The organism is Pseudomonas uvaldensis (assembly GCF_021271205.1).
Lineage (GTDB): Bacteria > Pseudomonadota > Gammaproteobacteria > Pseudomonadales > Pseudomonadaceae > Aquipseudomonas > Aquipseudomonas uvaldensis.
This window is the reverse complement of the sequence record NZ_JAIWKS010000004.1, coordinates 241869-257214: the sequence shown is the minus strand read 5'-3', so window position 1 is coordinate 257214 and position 15346 is coordinate 241869. Positions and strand designations below refer to the sequence as shown.

16 protein-coding genes are annotated in these 15346 nt (G+C 59.2%); 12 read left to right on the top strand and 4 right to left on the bottom strand.

Translation table 11 applies throughout. The annotated features are described in order from the left end of the window. Positions 1 to 2037 carry a sensor histidine kinase gene (locus LCU97_RS10995; RefSeq protein ID WP_053146950.1) on the bottom strand — a complete coding sequence of 679 codons (2037 nt, stop codon included), beginning with the start codon at positions 2035 to 2037 and terminating at the stop codon, positions 1 to 3. Between the two features lie 45 nt (positions 2038 to 2082). Then, positions 2083 to 3000, bottom strand: coding sequence for a putative 2-dehydropantoate 2-reductase (locus LCU97_RS10990; protein WP_053146952.1), 918 nt, complete (start codon positions 2998 to 3000; stop codon positions 2083 to 2085). A 184-nt stretch (positions 3001 to 3184) separates the two neighbouring features. Between LCU97_RS10990 and LCU97_RS10985 the strand changes: the two genes are divergently transcribed. Further along, positions 3185 to 3670 carry a YajQ family cyclic di-GMP-binding protein gene (locus tag LCU97_RS10985; protein ID WP_053146954.1) on the top strand — a complete coding sequence of 162 codons (486 nt, stop codon included), beginning with the start codon at positions 3185 to 3187 and terminating at the stop codon, positions 3668 to 3670. Between the two features lie 69 nt (positions 3671 to 3739). After that, positions 3740 to 4582, top strand: a complete 843-nt coding sequence (locus LCU97_RS10980) for a mechanosensitive ion channel family protein (RefSeq protein WP_053146956.1) — start codon at positions 3740 to 3742, stop codon at positions 4580 to 4582. A gap of 71 nt (positions 4583 to 4653) precedes the next feature. Here LCU97_RS10980 and LCU97_RS10975 read toward each other — a convergent pair whose 3' ends face one another. Beyond that, a complete protein-coding gene (locus tag LCU97_RS10975; protein WP_232776374.1) occupies positions 4654 to 5982 on the bottom strand; it encodes an OprD family porin in 1329 nt (442 codons plus the stop codon). Between the two features lie 866 nt (positions 5983 to 6848). Between LCU97_RS10975 and LCU97_RS10970 the strand changes: the two genes are divergently transcribed. Then, complete coding sequence (locus LCU97_RS10970; RefSeq protein ID WP_232776554.1) at positions 6849 to 7274, top strand: HIT domain-containing protein; 426 nt, start codon at positions 6849 to 6851, stop codon at positions 7272 to 7274. A 3-nt stretch (positions 7275 to 7277) separates the two neighbouring features. Continuing rightward, positions 7278 to 7484, top strand: a complete 207-nt coding sequence (locus LCU97_RS10965; RefSeq protein WP_053146960.1) for a SlyX family protein — start codon at positions 7278 to 7280, stop codon at positions 7482 to 7484. A gap of 72 nt (positions 7485 to 7556) precedes the next feature. On the opposite strand, the gene LCU97_RS26630 is transcribed toward LCU97_RS10965, so the two are convergent. Continuing rightward, positions 7557 to 8162, bottom strand: coding sequence for a cold-shock protein (locus LCU97_RS26630; RefSeq protein ID WP_053146962.1), 606 nt, complete (start codon positions 8160 to 8162; stop codon positions 7557 to 7559). A 377-nt stretch (positions 8163 to 8539) separates the two neighbouring features. On the opposite strand from LCU97_RS26630, the gene LCU97_RS10955 reads away from it, so the two are divergent. The 8 genes from LCU97_RS10955 to ruvB all read left to right on the top strand — a co-directional run bounded on the left by LCU97_RS10955 (position 8540) and on the right by ruvB (position 15237). Then, positions 8540 to 9013, top strand: a complete 474-nt coding sequence (locus tag LCU97_RS10955; protein WP_053146964.1) for a Dps family protein — start codon at positions 8540 to 8542, stop codon at positions 9011 to 9013. A gap of 276 nt (positions 9014 to 9289) precedes the next feature. Beyond that, positions 9290 to 9661, top strand: coding sequence for a ribbon-helix-helix domain-containing protein (locus LCU97_RS10950; RefSeq protein WP_053146966.1), 372 nt, complete (start codon positions 9290 to 9292; stop codon positions 9659 to 9661). A gap of 175 nt (positions 9662 to 9836) precedes the next feature. Next, complete coding sequence (locus tag LCU97_RS10945; protein ID WP_042728755.1) at positions 9837 to 10058, top strand: FmdB family zinc ribbon protein; 222 nt, start codon at positions 9837 to 9839, stop codon at positions 10056 to 10058. 75 nt (positions 10059 to 10133) lie between these two features. Next, entirely contained in the window at positions 10134 to 11909 is a 1776-nt protein-coding gene (aspS, locus tag LCU97_RS10940; RefSeq protein ID WP_053146967.1) for an aspartate--tRNA ligase, read from the top strand. Between the two features lie 116 nt (positions 11910 to 12025). Beyond that, positions 12026 to 12772 carry a YebC/PmpR family DNA-binding transcriptional regulator gene (locus tag LCU97_RS10935; protein WP_053146970.1) on the top strand — a complete coding sequence of 249 codons (747 nt, stop codon included), beginning with the start codon at positions 12026 to 12028 and terminating at the stop codon, positions 12770 to 12772. Between the two features lie 155 nt (positions 12773 to 12927). Beyond that, a complete protein-coding gene (gene ruvC, locus LCU97_RS10930) occupies positions 12928 to 13452 on the top strand; it encodes a crossover junction endodeoxyribonuclease RuvC (RefSeq protein ID WP_053146972.1) in 525 nt (174 codons plus the stop codon). Between the two features lie 114 nt (positions 13453 to 13566). Continuing rightward, on the top strand, positions 13567 to 14175 hold the full coding sequence (gene ruvA / locus LCU97_RS10925) for a Holliday junction branch migration protein RuvA (protein WP_053146974.1): 609 nt from the start codon (positions 13567 to 13569) through the stop codon (positions 14173 to 14175). Next, positions 14176 to 15237, top strand: a complete 1062-nt coding sequence (ruvB, locus tag LCU97_RS10920; protein WP_053146976.1) for a Holliday junction branch migration DNA helicase RuvB — start codon at positions 14176 to 14178, stop codon at positions 15235 to 15237. It begins immediately after the preceding gene. Positions 15238 to 15346: the final 109 nt, after the last annotated feature.

Genomic DNA, 15346 nt, shown 5'->3' with positions numbered 1-15346 from the left:
TCAGCGCTCCAGTAGCTTGTTTTCTTGCGGCACCACCGAAGTACCCGCCAAGGGCAGGCGCAGGGTGAAGCAGGTGCCCTGGCCCGGCGCCGACTGTACTTCCATCTGGCCCTTGTGGTTGTTGGTGATGATGAAATACGACACGGACAAGCCCAGGCCGGTGCCCTGGCCGACTTCCTTGGTGGTGAAGAACGGCTCGAAGGTGCGCTTGCGCACGTTTTCGCTCATGCCGATTCCGTTGTCCTCGACCTGGATTTCCGCCCAGGGCGGATTCAACCGGGTGCGCAGGATGATGCGCCCGGGTTCGCTGTTGTCCTGGCGCTGATGGATCGCCTGGGCAGCATTTTTCAACAGATTGAGCAGTACCTGTTCCAGCTCGTTGGCCGTGCCGGGCACAGGCCCCAGGTTCGGGTCGAACTGGCGGATGATCGCCTGGCCCTTGAAGTCGAAGCCGATGGTCAGGTCGAAGTCGTTTCCGGCGATCTCCACCGCCTGGTCAATCAGCGCCGGCAGGTCGCAGGGGGCCATCTGTCGGGTGCTGCGACGGCTGAAACTGAGCATATGGGTGACGATTTTCGCCGCCCGGGCACCGGCCTGCTGGATGCCATCGAGCAGGTGCGGAATGTCCCGGCCTTCGAGGTAGCGGTTGACCACTTGCAATTCGATACCCAATTGTTCGGCCTGTTCGAGGTTCTTGGGCAGCTCAGGCGAAAGGCGGCGACGAATGTTCTGCACGTTGTGCAGGATCGCCCCCAGCGGGTTGTTGATCTCATGGGCCATGCCGGCGGCGAGGCCGCCGACGGAGAGCATCTTTTCCGACTGCACCATCATTTCTTCCAGCGACAGGCGCTGGGTGATGTCATCGATGCGGATCACCACCCCGCGCCCGGCGCCACCCATCAGTGGGTAGAAGGTCAGGGCGTAATGCCGGGCTTCATCGTCCTTGGTCCAGGTGACGCGTTCGATCTTGGCGACCGTGTGCTGCTCGACCGTCTGCTTGAGTTGCGGCAGGTAGGGCTTGAGCGGTTCGAAGGCGAGGAAGATCGGTTGATTCAATGCTTCGTCCAGCCGCGTACCGGAGAGGGCGCTGGCTTCCTGGTTCCACTGGGTCACGTAGAGCTGTTCATCCAGGGCGATCAGCGCCGACGGCATGGAGTCGATGATGCTGTTGAGGTAATTCTGGAAGCCCGTGAGCTTTTTCTCGATCTTGCTGCGTACCTGGACTTCCAGCTCCAGCTTGCGATTGGTGTGCCGGGTTTCTTCCGCAAGACCCTGGGCCTGGTCATAGGCGGCCTGGGAATCGTCCCGTGCGCGTTTGAGCTGCTGCTCCCGAGCCTCGATCCGTGACAGCATGGTGTTGAACGCTTCGGCCAGGCTGCCGATTTCGTCATGGTTGCCCCGGGCGGCGCGCAGGGAATAGTTCTCCTCGCGGGTGACCTGGCGGGACAGTTCTTCAAGTTGATGAATCGGCTGGGTAATCAGGCGCTTGATCTGCTGGGCGATGACCAGCCACAGCAGCACGCTGAAAATGAGGATGCCCAGACTTGCGGTCAGGGTGCCGGTGTAGAACGCCGTGGGCAGTTCGCTGCTGGCGACCAGCAGCAAGTGCCCCGGCGCCTTGCCAGGGCGAGGTAGGGTAATGACCTGGTTGCTGCGGAATTCGCCGGCCTGCCAGGCCTGCATATTGCGGAAATGGTCCGGTAGCTTGAGCTTTTCGCCCTGTTGCAGTTGCGCCAGGCGATCGCCTTCGCCGTCATACAGGGCCGCCGCTCGCAGGGGCGCGTAATTGTTGAGTTCATCGAGCAGACGCCTGGCGTTTTGTGGCGATTTCAGGGCATCGGAGATCAGGCTCGGGTTGGCGATCAACCTGCCGATGGTCTGCAAGGCCTGAGGGGCCATGCTTTCCTGGGAAATGTAATAGGCGGCGCTGATAAAGGTCAGGTTGGCCACCAGCAGGACGGTGGTCAGCAATACCAACAGGGCGGCCAGCAGTTTCTGGCCGACCGGCAGGTTTTCAAGGCGTTGGCGCAATGGCATCAGACTCGTCGCAAAAAAGGAATACGAGGCCAGCGTAGCCGCTGCTCAGTCGCTGGGCAATCCGAGGTTATCCAGGTAAGCGACCAGCCGCTGGCGCAGTTGCTCCAGGTGAGGCACGGCCAGCTGGTGTCGTTGGGCGACCTTGCAGGCGTGGCCGAGCAGGTAGCTGATTTCGGTGCGGCGCTGTCGGGCGACGTCTTGGTACATCGACGAGTAATTGGCGGCGGTGGCCTGGATCACTCGCTCGACTTCCGGCTGCAGTTCTTCGGCGGCGGCTGGCTGGCCGCAGCGTTCGAGCAGATCGGTCAGTTCCGCGCACAGGGTCGCCACTTCGCAGCGATGGTCCTGCAAGCCGCCATTTTTGCACTGATGCAGCACAGTCAGCGGATTGATCGCACAGTTGAGGGCCAGTTTGCGCCAGAGTCGGGTGAGGATATCGGCGCTCCATTCGTGGGGGATGCCGGCGGCGGTCAGGTCCTCCAGCCAGATCGGCGCGACGGGGCGGGTGGGGTCCCCCAGCCACGTATAACCATGACCGGCGAACACGACGCGCCAATCGCCGTCACGAAAGGCGCCCTCGGTGCTGGAGGCACTGATGCAACGCGCCAGTGGGACGCGGTTTGCCACCGCGTCCTGGCTACCGAGACCGTTCTGCAGCAGGATCAGCTCCGAGTCCGCGTCGAGGCGGTGGGCCACAGAGTTCACGGCTTCCACTGCATCATAGGCCTTGCAGGCCAGCAGCAGACGCTTGATCGGTTCGGGGCTCTCTGCCGTTTCGCCTGGAACCGGATAGCACTGTGATTGGCCCTGTTCCACCAATGTCAGGCCTCCGGCGGCTCGATAGGCCTGCAATCGGTCTTCATTGCGCAACACCAGTCGCACCGGCAGCCCGGCCCGAGCCAGGCGCGCCGCCCATAACGTACCGAGGCTGCCGGCCCCCAGGACATGCCAGGTCGTGGACATCAGTTTTTCACTCGGTTTGGCAAAGGCATCTGAGGGCTCGCGGTATGGGTTGAAAAGACTCGTTATAATGAGCGCGATTTTAACCACAAGCCAAGCGCGCGCCGCCCGCCCGCCTTTATTACTGAGTACTGGGTACTGAGTTACTGGGCTACTGGCGCGCCTTTTCATTATTGGAGAACACTACATGCCGTCATTCGACGTGGTATCCGAACTCGACAAACACGAGGTCACCAACGCGGTGGAAAACGCCGTCAAGGAACTCGACCGTCGTTATGACCTCAAGGGCAAGGGCAGCTTCGAGTTCAAGGACAAGGAATTGACCGTCAACCTCACCGCCGAAGCCGAGTTCCAGCTCGAGGCGATGATCGACATCCTCAAGCTTGCGTTGGTCAAGCGCAAGATCGACGTGCAGTGCCTCGAGGTCAAGGACGCCTATGCTTCGGGCAAAGTCATGAAGCAGGAAGCCGTGCTCAAGGAAGGCATCGACAAGGAACTGGCGAAGAAAATCGTCGCCCATATCAAGGACGCCAAACTCAAGGTACAGGCCGCCATCCAGGGCGAGCAGGTGCGGGTGACCGGCAAGAAGCGTGACGACTTGCAGGAAGCCATCGCTGCCTTGCGCGGCAAGGAGTTCGGCATGCCGCTGCAATTCAATAACTTCCGCGACTGATATCAATTGTTCGCATGACCGTGGCGAGGGGGCGTGCACCCACGCCACGAACGGGAAAAGGAGAACACGATGGACTTGAACGCTGAAGTTGACCACCTAGTGAAGGTTTCCCAGGCCTGGATACCGATGATCATGGAATACGGCAGCCGTGTGTTGCTGGCGATCATCACCCTGGCCATTGGCTGGTGGCTGATCAACAAGGTGACACAGAAACTGGGCGCGTTGCTGGCGCTGCGTAATGCTGACCTGGCGCTGCAAGGGTTTATCAGTACCCTGGCGAACATCATTCTGAAGATACTGCTGGTCGTCAGCGTCGCTTCGATGATCGGTGTGGAGACCACCTCGTTCGTCGCTGCCATCGGTGCCGCCGGCCTGGCGATTGGCCTGGCCTTGCAGGGCAGCCTCGCGAATTTCGCCGGTGGCGTGTTGATCCTGTTGTTCCGCCCGTTCCGCATTGGCGACTGGATCGAAGCCCAAGGCGTTGCCGGTACGGTGGACAGCATCCAGATCTTCCACACCGTGCTGCGCACCGGTGACAACAAGACCGTAATCGTGCCCAACGGCAATCTGTCGAACGGCATCATCACCAACACCAACCGCCAACCGACCCGCAAAGTGGTGTTCGATGTGGGCGTGGATTACCAGGCCGACCTGCAAAAGGCCCGGCAGGTATTGCTGGACCTTGCAAAGGATGAGCGCGTATTGGCCGATCCGGCGCCCGAGGCGGTGATTTCCACCCTGGGCGACAGTTCGATCACGGTATCGTTGCGTATCTGGGTCAAGACGGCGGATTACTGGAACGTGATGTTCATGCTCAATGAACAGGCGCGGGACCGTTTGAAGGATGCGGGAATCGATATTCCGTTTCCGCAGCGAGTGATTCGCGTGGTTCAGGACGGGCCACAGGCATAATCCTCTCGCAATGAAAAAGGCCCATCCGAAGATGGGCCTTTTTTTGATTACCGCAAACTGACTTTCGGCAATTACAGAACCGAAATCGGGTAGTCGACGATCAGGCGGAACTCTTTGATGTCGCCTTCACCTTCGTCAGCGTTAGCGTAGTGCCAGGCTTGACGAATACGGAAGGAAAGATCTTTGGCTGGACCGGACTGAACAACGTACTTGGCTTCCAAGTTGGTTTCGTTGTGTTTGCCGTCTTCGCCATACAGGCCGGCGTAAGGGCTGCCTGTTGGAGTGTTGGTACCGTCGATGTCCCAACCTTTGACGTAACGGGTCATGAAGCTCAGACCAGGAACGCCGTACTCGGCCATCTTCAGGTCGTAACGAACCTGGGCAGACTTCTCGTTAGGACCGTTAAAGTCGGAGTACTGGATGGAGTTGGCGAGGAAGATCGAGTCGCCGCCACGGTTGTTCTTGCCTACACCGATGTAATCGAACGGAGTGTCGCCGTTGATTTTCTGGAAGGCCACGGTGATGGTGTGGGCTTTCAGGAACGAGAACGCTGCTGCCAGGGAGAACGCAGTGTTGCTGATGTCACCGGCTTTGGCGCTGCCAGTGTCGGTGGTGCGGTAGATGTTACCGTCCAGGTTCAGCGACTGATCGCCACCCATTGGGATGGTGTAGTTCAGGTTACCGTAGTACTGGTTCCAGATGTCTTCCAGCTGGGCGCCGTAGATCGATGCGCTCAGGTTGTCGGTGATGGAATACTTGCCGCCAGCGTAATCGATGGTGTTGGCCTCTACGCCAGCGTAGGTTGCAAACAGACCGCCGTCACGGGCGTTGCGGTCCTGGCTGGTGGCCGAGTAGAAGTGACCGGCTTCGAGGTCCAGGTCTTTGATTTCGCTGCTCTGCAGTTCAAAACCGCTGGCAGTTTGCGGCAGGACGCGGGAACCACCGATAGCAAACACTGGAGCGGTGCTTGGCTGCTGGTCACCGATTTTCAGTTGGGTCTTGGAGACGCGGAACTTAACGGCTGCGCCAGCTTTGCCCTGGCTGTCGTTGACTTCGCCATCGGCGTCGCGGCTCATGTTGCCAGTGCCGCCGGTGCCGTCGCCACCGTCCAGTTTGACTGCCAGGTAACCGAATGCGTCAATGCCAACGCCAACGGTACCTTGGGTGTAACCAGAGTTGAAGTTACCCCAGATACCCTGGGTCCAGTCTTTTTGATCGGTAGCGCCATCTTTCCGATCACGGTTGAAGTAATAGTTGCGCAACAGCAGTTTGGCGTCAGCGTCTTCAACAAAGCCTTTGGCTTCAGCCTGGTCACTTACAAACGGTGCGGCCGTAGCCATTTGAGTACTGGCTGCTGCAGCAACGGCCAGTGCGATCATGCTCCACTTCATCACGCGCATCGTGATTTGCTCCTTTGGTTTTAGAAGAGTACTGCCGTCCCACCTGTTTTTTTATCTGGGCGGCTCTTTCTTTTTGTGTCGGCGCAAACTTATATCACGCCGACCCTATTGGCGATACTTGCCCATCCAACCTTTCAGCTTCTTTACGACCATGTCGCCAATGGCTCGATCCATGTCGCAATGGGGCTGTTCCGACGCGATCGGAATCGCAACTTGAATGTCGCTTCTTTTTCTTCGGCGTCGGTGTAAAGAGTCCTTGGTTACTGCGCTTGGAGCTCCTTATGGGCAACCCTGCCACGTTATTCATCGGCCTACAGGTTTTCGTTCCGACGGCCCCCTGCAGGCAATGGTTGAGTGAATGCAACAAGCGTGCACAAATCCAAATTTCATTTACATTTTTTTCACATTTTGCGTCTCGGTGTCGTGAAACCTCATGAAAACGGGCCCCAAAAGCCTTGTTTTAAATAGGGTTGACTACCGAGGTGCTCTCGTGTTTCAGGTCTACAAACTCCTCGCGACAACAAAAAACGTTACCGGTTCACCCCGCCGGTGAGTAGATCCCGGATGCTATGTGCACTGAGCGTAGACGCATTGTGCGGTTTTGGTGCAAAAAAAAATCAATGAAATCGCTCAAGATCGGCGCTTGGAAGGTTCATGAAGCGCTCTCCTGTGTTTTTTGGGTGCTGATGCACTGGTTTGGTGCTATCGGGCGATCGGATGTGCAATTCTTCAAGCAGTGCGTGATAGCCGGTTGTTACGCGGTGAACGTTCCGCCATTCGCGGGTATGCTGCGAATATATGTCCTACCCGGGGCTCCTGGCCTCGTGGAACCGGACGGAATCGATAACGAGCGAGGAGTAGGTGCGGTGTTTGCCTTAGATCCACAATTGCAACAAGACACGGTGCCCATCGGCGATTTCCCACTGTGCCGGCTGCTTTTGTCCAACGATTCGAATTACCCGTGGTTCATCCTCGTGCCGCGACGGGAAAATATCAGTGAATTATTTCAGTTGGATGACACTGATCAGCGGCAACTGTGGAAAGAGACAACGGGGTTGGCTGAAACTCTCAAGGATTGCTTTGACGCCGACAAACTGAATGTGGCGACGCTGGGTAATGTCGTCAGCCAGTTGCACATGCATGTTATCGTGCGAAAAAAGGATGATGCGGCCTGGCCGGCGCCAGTCTGGGGCAAGCACCCGGCGCGGCCCTATAATGCAGAACAGGTGATCGCTATCCGTGAACGCTTGCGGGTGGCTCTGACCGATGATTTCAAGTTTATGGAGGGCTGAACCATGAATCTTGAAGAGCGTGTGACCGATCTGGAAACTCGCCTGGCATTTCAGGATGACACTATCCAGGCATTGAACGATGTGCTGGTGGAGCAGCAGCGGGTGGTCGAGCGGCTGCAACTGCAGATGGCGGCCTTGCTCAAGCGACAGGAAGAAATGGCCGGGCAATTCGAATCCGTCGAAGAAGAGGCCCCGCCGCCCCACTATTGATGATCCGGCCGGATGGCAGGCAAAAAAAACCGCGAGCAGCCAGGCTGCATCGCGGTTTTTTTACGCCTGGAATCAGCGGCGCGGTAACGCTGCGATCACATCTTCGGCCTGCAGGCCCTTGTCGCGGTGCATCACGGAGAACTCCACGCGCTGGCCCTCGACCAGTACGCGGTGACCTTCGCCACGAATGGCCCGGAAATGCACGAAGATATCATCGCCGGAGTCACGGGAAATAAAGCCGAACCCCTTGGAGGTGTTGAACCATTTAACAGTGCCGGTATCGCGGTTCGACATGTCGTAATGCTGTGGCGCGGCAGCCGGCGACGACTTCTTGTAGAAGCTGACGGCCAGTTGCAATGCCACCGCGAGCAGCGCCGCGGTGAGGCTGAACAGAATAGCCGGATGACCGGCGATTTCCGGCAGAGGCGCGAGCAGGCTCAGGGTTTGCAGGGCGACGGCCAGTACCAGCAATGCACTGACCAGGTTTTGCAGTTGATGGCGTGGACCTTTGTGCCAATGGGGGATGACAGGTGCGAGGATCAGGTTGAGCAGGCCGAAAAAGGCCAGGTAAAGCGCGTCAGGGTGTTGCAGGTAGGGTGTGGCTTCGGAACCCAGGCTAGGAATGAAGGACAGCAGCAAGGCAGCTGCGCCCATTAGCAAGTGGACGATTTTCAACATTTTGATTGGCTCACGGTTTAGACAGATCACAAGGAAGAGCTGCTCGGGGACGGTTCGCTTCGGAACGATGAGAGGCGTTGGACACGTACCCGAATCAGCCTATGCGCCACACCCGGGAAAATAAGCGTGGCGACACACTGCCTATTTAACAGTAAAGCCGGGGCCTTCTCAAACTCGTTGCGGGCGGGGGCTGCGCTGTTCGTCGGCCCGAAAGCCGGGCGGGTTCTTGAAGGTCTCTGTCAAAGGGCGTTGAATTTCCCGGTACCCCGGCGTGTCAGTTCAGGGAGTGCAGGCGATTTGTCGCAGGGGGCGGGCGGTAACACCCGCTAAAGTGACAGAACAGCTGTTCTATTTATCCCGTCAGGAGATCAATCAACATGGCAATAGATATCGGTATCAGTGAAGAAGATCGCAAATCCATTGTCGACGGACTGTCACGTCTGCTATCGGACACCTATGTGTTGTATCTGAAGACTCACAATTTTCACTGGAACGTCACGGGCCCCATGTTCCGGACCCTGCATTTGATGTTCGAGGAGCAATACAACGAGCTGGCGCTGGCGGTGGATCTCATTGCCGAGCGAATCCGTGCCCTCGGCTTTCCCGCGCCGGGAGCCTATTCCGTGTATGCGCGCCTGTCGTCCATCAAGGAGGAGGAGGGCGTGCCGAGCGCCGAAGACATGATCCGGCAATTGGTGGAGGGCCAGGAAGCAGTGACACGCACCGCTCGCGGTATTTTCCCTTTGCTGGACAAGGTCAGCGACGAGCCTACCGCCGATCTGTTGACCCAGCGTATGCAGGTGCATGAAAAAACGGCGTGGATGTTGCGTTCGCTGCTGGACGAACGGTGAGCGTTGCGCGGGCGATGATGTGCTGCTCGGCATCATCGTCCGCCTGGGGTGGCTGCTGGTTTCCTTCGTATCAGGCTTTTCGATCAGTCGACAGGCTTCCTCTGGGGTAACCCATCGTGTGTAGGACGACGTAAATCCTCGCCGGCTTGCTGTTGGCTTGTCCTACGTTGATGGTCATAAAGTCATCTGGATCTTACGACCCCCATTGAGCTTCCATGGGCTGACAGATTGATTGTTGTGACTGAGAGGTTCGTATGGCAAAGGAGTGTCAGCGGTATGATTCAAGGAAAAGAAACCAGGGAGGGTGCGCAGGGGCGCTACCAGGCCATTCATGTCGACCCGTTCGTCAGCGGCTTCGACATGCAGCTGGCCCGGCCTCTGTCCCGCTCCATCCGCCTGAACGGATTCGCCACCTGCCTGCGGCTGGAGCAGGTCTACTGGGACATCCTCCGGGATATGGCGCAGCTCAACAATTGCTCGATCAGTACCCTGTTATCCCACGTGGACAGGGAGGTGCACCTGCGTCATGGCGGAGTGCGCAACTTCAGCGGGTTGGTGCGTGTGGTCTGCGTCGTACACAGCCTGAAGGAGGCAGGGATGGAGGTTGTAGAACGCCACTGGCGTGGTACGCCGCCCGCTGGTGACTGAGCAGGAAAGCAGATGAATGCTTGCGGGGGTGTTCCCGATACGTTTGCCCTTTCCAGGAAAACGAATCGGGAACACCCCCTACGGCTGCACAGGCTGCATTTAATGGATATAATCCCGCTCTTTGCCGCAAAGCCCAGCTTTTGCGTGAGTAACCTGATCGCCGAGACAACCTCCCATGCCGATGTACGACTATCAATGTGCTTCCTGTGGTCATCAGATGGAAGTCATTCAAAAGATCAGCGAGGCACCGCTGGTCGACTGCCCTGCCTGCCAGGCGCCGGAACTGAAAAAGATGCTGTCCATGCCGGGGTTTCGCCTTGGCGGCACTGGCTGGTATGAAACCGACTTCAAGACCGGCGCCAAGAAGAACCTGGCCGGTGGCGACAAAGCTGACTGAGTTGAACACGCGCGGGTCCCTGCACGGGCAGGGCCTCCAACCGAATGTCGAATTACGAGAAGTGAAACCACTACCATGATGCGCAGCCATTATTGCGGCCAACTGAACGAAAGCCTGGAAGGTCAGGAAGTTACTCTTTGCGGATGGGTCCATCGTCGCCGTGACCATGGCGGGGTGATTTTCCTCGATATCCGTGATCGTGAAGGCCTGGCCCAGGTGGTGTTCGACCCGGACCGCGCTGAAACCTTCGCCACGGCCGACCGCGTGCGCAGTGAGTACGTCGTCAAGATCACCGGCAAGGTGCGTCTGCGCCCGGCTGGCGCTGGCAACGCCAACATGGCGTCCGGCATGATCGAAGTGCTGGGCTATGAGTTGCAGGTGCTCAACGAAGCGGAAACCCCGCCGTTCCCGCTCAACGAATATTCCGACGTAGGCGAGGAAACCCGCCTGCGCTATCGCTTCATCGACCTGCGTCGTCCGGAAATGGCCGAGAAGCTGCGTCTGCGTTCGCGCATGACCACCAGCATCCGTCGCTACCTGGACGAGAACGGCTTCCTCGACGTCGAAACGCCGATCCTGACCCGCGCCACGCCGGAAGGCGCCCGTGACTACCTGGTGCCGAGCCGTACCCACCCCGGCAGCTTCTTCGCCTTGCCGCAATCGCCGCAGCTGTTCAAGCAATTGCTGATGGTGGCTGGCTTCGACCGTTACTACCAGATCGCCAAGTGCTTCCGCGACGAAGACCTGCGTGCCGACCGTCAGCCTGAGTTCACTCAGATCGACATCGAGACCAGCTTCCTCGACGAAAAAGACATCATGGGCCTGACCGAGGGCATGATCCGCAACCTGTTCAAGGAAGTGCTGGGCCTGGAATTCGGTGAGTTCCCGCACATGACCTTCGAGGAGGCCATGCGCCGCTATGGTTCCGACAAGCCGGACCTGCGTATTCCGCTGGAACTGGTGGACGTGGCCGACCAGCTCAAGGAAGTCGAATTCAAGGTCTTCAGCGGCCCGGCCAACGATCCGAAAAGCCGCGTGGCCGCCTTGCGCGTGCCGGGCGGGGCAAGCATGCCGCGCAGCAAGATCGACGACTACACCAAGTTCGTCGGCATCTACGGTGCCAAGGGCCTGGCGTACATCAAGGTCAACGAGCGCGCCAAAGGCGTCGAAGGCTTGCAGTCGCCGATCGTCAAGAACATCCCCGAAGCCAACCTGAACGTGATCCTCGATCGCGTCGGCGCGGTCGATGGCGACATCGTGTTCTTCGGTGCCGACAAGGCCAAGATCGTCAGCGAAGCCTTGGGCGCGCTGCGTATCAAGGTCGGTCATGATCTGGAGCTGTTGACCTGCGAGTGGGCGCCGATGTGGGTCGTTGACTTCCCGATGTTCGAAGAAAATGACGACGGCAGCTTCTCCGCGCTGCACCACCCGTTCACCGCACCCAAATGCTCGCCTGAAGAGCTGGAAGCCAGTCCGGCGACTGCCTTGTCCCGTGCATACGACATGGTCCTGAACGGCACCGAGCTGGGTGGCGGTTCGATCCGTATCCATCGCAAGGAAATGCAACAGGCGGTCTTCCGTCTGCTGGGTATCGACGAAGCGGAACAGGAAGAGAAATTCGGCTTCCTGCTCGATGCGCTGAAGTACGGTGCACCGCCCCACGGTGGCCTGGCCTTCGGCCTGGACCGCCTGGTGATGCTGATGACCGGCGCCCAGTCGATCCGTGAAGTGATCGCGTTCCCTAAAACCCAGAGCGCGGCCGATGTCATGACCCAGGCGCCGGGTGAGGTGGATGCCAAGGCTCTGCGCGAGCTGCACATTCGCCTGCGTGAACAGCCAAAGGCTGAGTAAGGCTGGCACCTGAGGGCGCATCTTCGGATGCGCCTTTTCATTGGTGTCGATATTTCCGATTGCCGGCGGCTGCGCAAGGGCAGGGCCGGCAATGTTTCAAGAAAACGGAGCGAGTTATGGCAGGTCATTCCAAGTGGGCGAACATCAAGCACCGCAAAGAACGTCAGGATGCCAAGAGGGGCAAGATCTTTACCAAGTGGATCCGTGAGCTGACGGTCGCGGCCCGCCAGGGTGGCGGTGATCCGGGTTCCAACCCGCGCTTGCGTCTGGCCCTGGACAAGGCGCTGGGTGCGAACATGAGCCGCGACATCATCGACCGGGCCATTGCCAGGGGAGCGGGTGCGACCGAGGCTGACAACGTTGAAGAGCTGACCTACGAAGGTTACGGTCCGGGCGGCGTGGCAGTGATGGTCGAATGCATGACCGACAACCGGAACCGTACCGCGGCGGCCGTGCGTCATGCCTTCAGCAAATGCGGCGGCAACCTGGGCACTGACGGTTCGGTGGCCTATCTGTTCGAGCGCAAGGGGCAGATCAGCTTCGCGCCAGGCCTCGATGAGGACGCCCTGACGGAGGCAGCCCTTGAAGCCGACGCAGACGACGTGGTCGGCCACGAAGACGGCTCGTTCGACGTGTTCACATCGTTCGCCAGTTTCTATGCCGTGCGCAACGCGCTGGAGGCTGCCGGGTTCAAGCCGGCCGATGCGGAAATCGTCATGCAGCCGACCACCAGCGCCGAACTGGATCTGGAAGGCGCTGAAAAGGTGCTCAAGCTGATCGACATGCTTGAAGACCTGGATGATGTACAGAACGTCTACTCGAACGCCGATATTCCTCAGTCGGTGGCTGAACAGCTAGGATGATTTGTAGTCGCCACGTTCAAATGTGAGAGCGAGCCTGCTCGCGATAGCGATAGAACTGCCTGCAAAAATGTTGCAGGGAGGCCGCCATCGCGAGCAGGCTCGCTCCCACAGATTCCTCACAGGCTTCAGCCATTTCTCTTCAACCTGCAGGCGCTATGACTCTAATCCTTGGCATCGATCCCGGTTCGCGCATCACTGGCTATGGCGTGGTTCGCGACACCGGACGCGGTTGCGTGTACGTGGCCTCCGGCTGTATCCGTACCGGCGCCGGTGAATTGCATGAGCGCCTGCAGATCGTTTATCGCGGCGTGCGCGAAGTCATCCAGACCTACGGCCCGGTCACCATGGGCATCGAAAAGGTTTTCATGGCCCGCAACGCCGATTCGGCTCTGAAGCTGGGGCAGGCCCGGGGCGCGGCGATTGTTGCCGGTGCCGAGGAAAGCCTGGAAATTGCCGAGTACACCGCTACCCAGGTCAAGCAGGCAGTCGTCGGAACGGGGGCGGCGAACAAGGAGCAGGTGCAGATGATGGTGATGCATTTGCTGAAGTTGGTCAGCAAGCCGCAGATCGACGCTTCCGATGCTCTGGCGATTGCCATTTGTCATGCGCATACGCGGTCCAGCCTCATGCCTCACGGCTTGGGGACTGCACGCAGTCGTGGCGGGCGCCTGCGTCTCTGATAGCATCGGCGCAATCATTCATGAGCCTGGGCATCGAACACCTGTATTGTTGGCGTTCTGTCCAGGTTTTCACTTTGCCAGCCGGCGGCTGGCCAACGCCCAAGGATCTGAAACGTGATTGGACGCTTGCGCGGCACTCTGGCTGAAAAGCAGCCGCCGCACCTGATTCTGGATGTAAACGGGCTGGGCTATGAGCTGGAAGTGCCCATGACCACGCTGTACCGTCTGCCGTCGGTCGGCGAGCCGCTGACACTGCACACCCATCTGGTCGTACGAGAAGATGCGCAGTTACTGTACGGTTTCGTCGGCAAGCGCGAGCGAGACTTTTTTCGTGAACTGATCCGTCTCAATGGTGTGGGGCCGAAACTGGCCCTGGCCTTGATGTCGAGCCTGGAAGTCGACGAGCTGGTGCGTTGCGTTCAGTCCCAGGACACCTCCGCATTGACCAAGGTACCGGGCGTGGGCAAGAAAACCGCCGAACGCCTGCTGGTCGAGCTCAAGGATCGGTTCAAGGCCTGGGAGGCTGTGCCGGCCATGTTTGCCCTGGTGCCGAACCAGCCGGACGCGCCCGCGCCTGTCATCAGTGCCGAGAGCGATGCGGTCAGTGCGCTGATCTCCCTGGGCTACAAGCCGCAGGAAGCCAGCAAGGCCGTTTCCGCCATCAAGGAAAAGGGCCTGAGCAGCGAGGAAATGATTCGTCGCGCCCTGAAGGGGATGATTTAAGTGATTGAAGCCGATCGTCTGATCGCCGCCACGGGTGGCCCCCGTGACCGCGAGGAAATCCAGGACCGTGCGATTCGCCCTGTCAGCCTGGCCGATTACATCGGCCAACCGACCGTGCGCGAGCAGATGGAACTGTTCATCCAGGCGGCCCGTGGGCGCAGCGAATCGCTGGACCACACCCTGATCTTCGGCCCACCGGGCCTGGGCAAGACCACCCTGGCAAACATCATCGCTCAGGAAATGGGCGTGTCGATCAAGAGCACATCGGGACCTGTCCTCGAGCGACCGGGGGACCTGGCGGCACTACTGACCAACCTCGAGCCGCATGACGTGCTGTTCATCGACGAGATCCACCGGCTGTCGCCCATCGTCGAGGAAGTGCTGTACCCGGCCATGGAGGATTTTCAGCTCGACATCATGATCGGCGAGGGGCCGGCGGCGCGTTCCATCAAGCTGGACCTGCCACCTTTCACCCTGGTGGGCGCCACCACCCGAGCCGGCATGCTGACCAACCCGCTGCGTGACCGTTTCGGCATCGTCCAGCGGCTGGAGTTCTACAGCAATGCGGACCTGGCGACGATTGTCAGTCGCTCGGCGGGCATTCTCGGGTTGCCGCTGGATCCGGAGGGGGCCTATGAGGTGGCCCGTCGCGCCCGAGGGACGCCGCGGATCGCCAACCGTTTGTTGCGCCGGGTGCGGGATTTTGCCGAGGTCCGCGCCAAGGGTCATATCACCAAGTCGATTGCCGACCTGGCGTTGAACCTGCTGGACATCGACGAACGGGGTTTCGATCATCAGGACCGGCGCCTTCTGCTGACCATGATCGAGAAATTCGACGGTGGGCCGGTGGGCGTGGACAGCCTCGCGGCAGCCATCAGCGAAGAGCGCCATACCATCGAGGATGTGCTGGAACCTTATCTGATCCAGCAAGGCTATATCATGCGTACCCCGCGCGGGCGTGTGGTGACGCGGCATGCCTATCTGCACTTTGGTTTAAACATCCCGACACGAATGGGTGAGATGCCGACGGTAGACGAATTCCTCGATGCCGTGGACGATTGACCGACCTCCGTGCAGCGACTTTTTTGCGGTTCGTGCTGTCCCAGATCACGCCCGGAGCGTCAATGCACTCGAGAATGAAAAAACAGTTGCCTGGCCGGATTGGCAACCT

What these genes read in the sequence shown, in the direction of transcription:
- LCU97_RS10945 (WP_042728755.1), top strand. Translation starts at nt 9,837, where the DNA reads ATGCCGATGTACGACTATCAATGTGCTTCCTGTGGTCATCAGATGGAA.
- LCU97_RS10955 (WP_053146964.1), top strand. Translation starts at nt 8,540, where the DNA reads ATGGCAATAGATATCGGTATCAGTGAAGAAGATCGCAAATCCATTGTC.
- LCU97_RS26630 (WP_053146962.1), bottom strand. Translation starts at nt 8,162, where the DNA reads ATGTTGAAAATCGTCCACTTGCTAATGGGCGCAGCTGCCTTGCTGCTG.
- LCU97_RS10935 (WP_053146970.1), top strand. Translation starts at nt 12,026, where the DNA reads ATGGCAGGTCATTCCAAGTGGGCGAACATCAAGCACCGCAAAGAACGT.
- LCU97_RS10990 (WP_053146952.1), bottom strand. Translation starts at nt 3,000, where the DNA reads ATGTCCACGACCTGGCATGTCCTGGGGGCCGGCAGCCTCGGTACGTTA.
- LCU97_RS10975 (WP_232776374.1), bottom strand. Translation starts at nt 5,982, where the DNA reads ATGCGCGTGATGAAGTGGAGCATGATCGCACTGGCCGTTGCTGCAGCA.
- LCU97_RS10985 (WP_053146954.1), top strand. Translation starts at nt 3,185, where the DNA reads ATGCCGTCATTCGACGTGGTATCCGAACTCGACAAACACGAGGTCACC.
- ruvC (WP_053146972.1), top strand. Translation starts at nt 12,928, where the DNA reads ATGACTCTAATCCTTGGCATCGATCCCGGTTCGCGCATCACTGGCTAT.
- LCU97_RS10995 (WP_053146950.1), bottom strand. Translation starts at nt 2,037, where the DNA reads ATGCCATTGCGCCAACGCCTTGAAAACCTGCCGGTCGGCCAGAAACTG.
- aspS (WP_053146967.1), top strand. Translation starts at nt 10,134, where the DNA reads ATGATGCGCAGCCATTATTGCGGCCAACTGAACGAAAGCCTGGAAGGT.
- LCU97_RS10980 (WP_053146956.1), top strand. Translation starts at nt 3,740, where the DNA reads ATGGACTTGAACGCTGAAGTTGACCACCTAGTGAAGGTTTCCCAGGCC.
- LCU97_RS10965 (WP_053146960.1), top strand. Translation starts at nt 7,278, where the DNA reads ATGAATCTTGAAGAGCGTGTGACCGATCTGGAAACTCGCCTGGCATTT.
- LCU97_RS10950 (WP_053146966.1), top strand. Translation starts at nt 9,290, where the DNA reads ATGATTCAAGGAAAAGAAACCAGGGAGGGTGCGCAGGGGCGCTACCAG.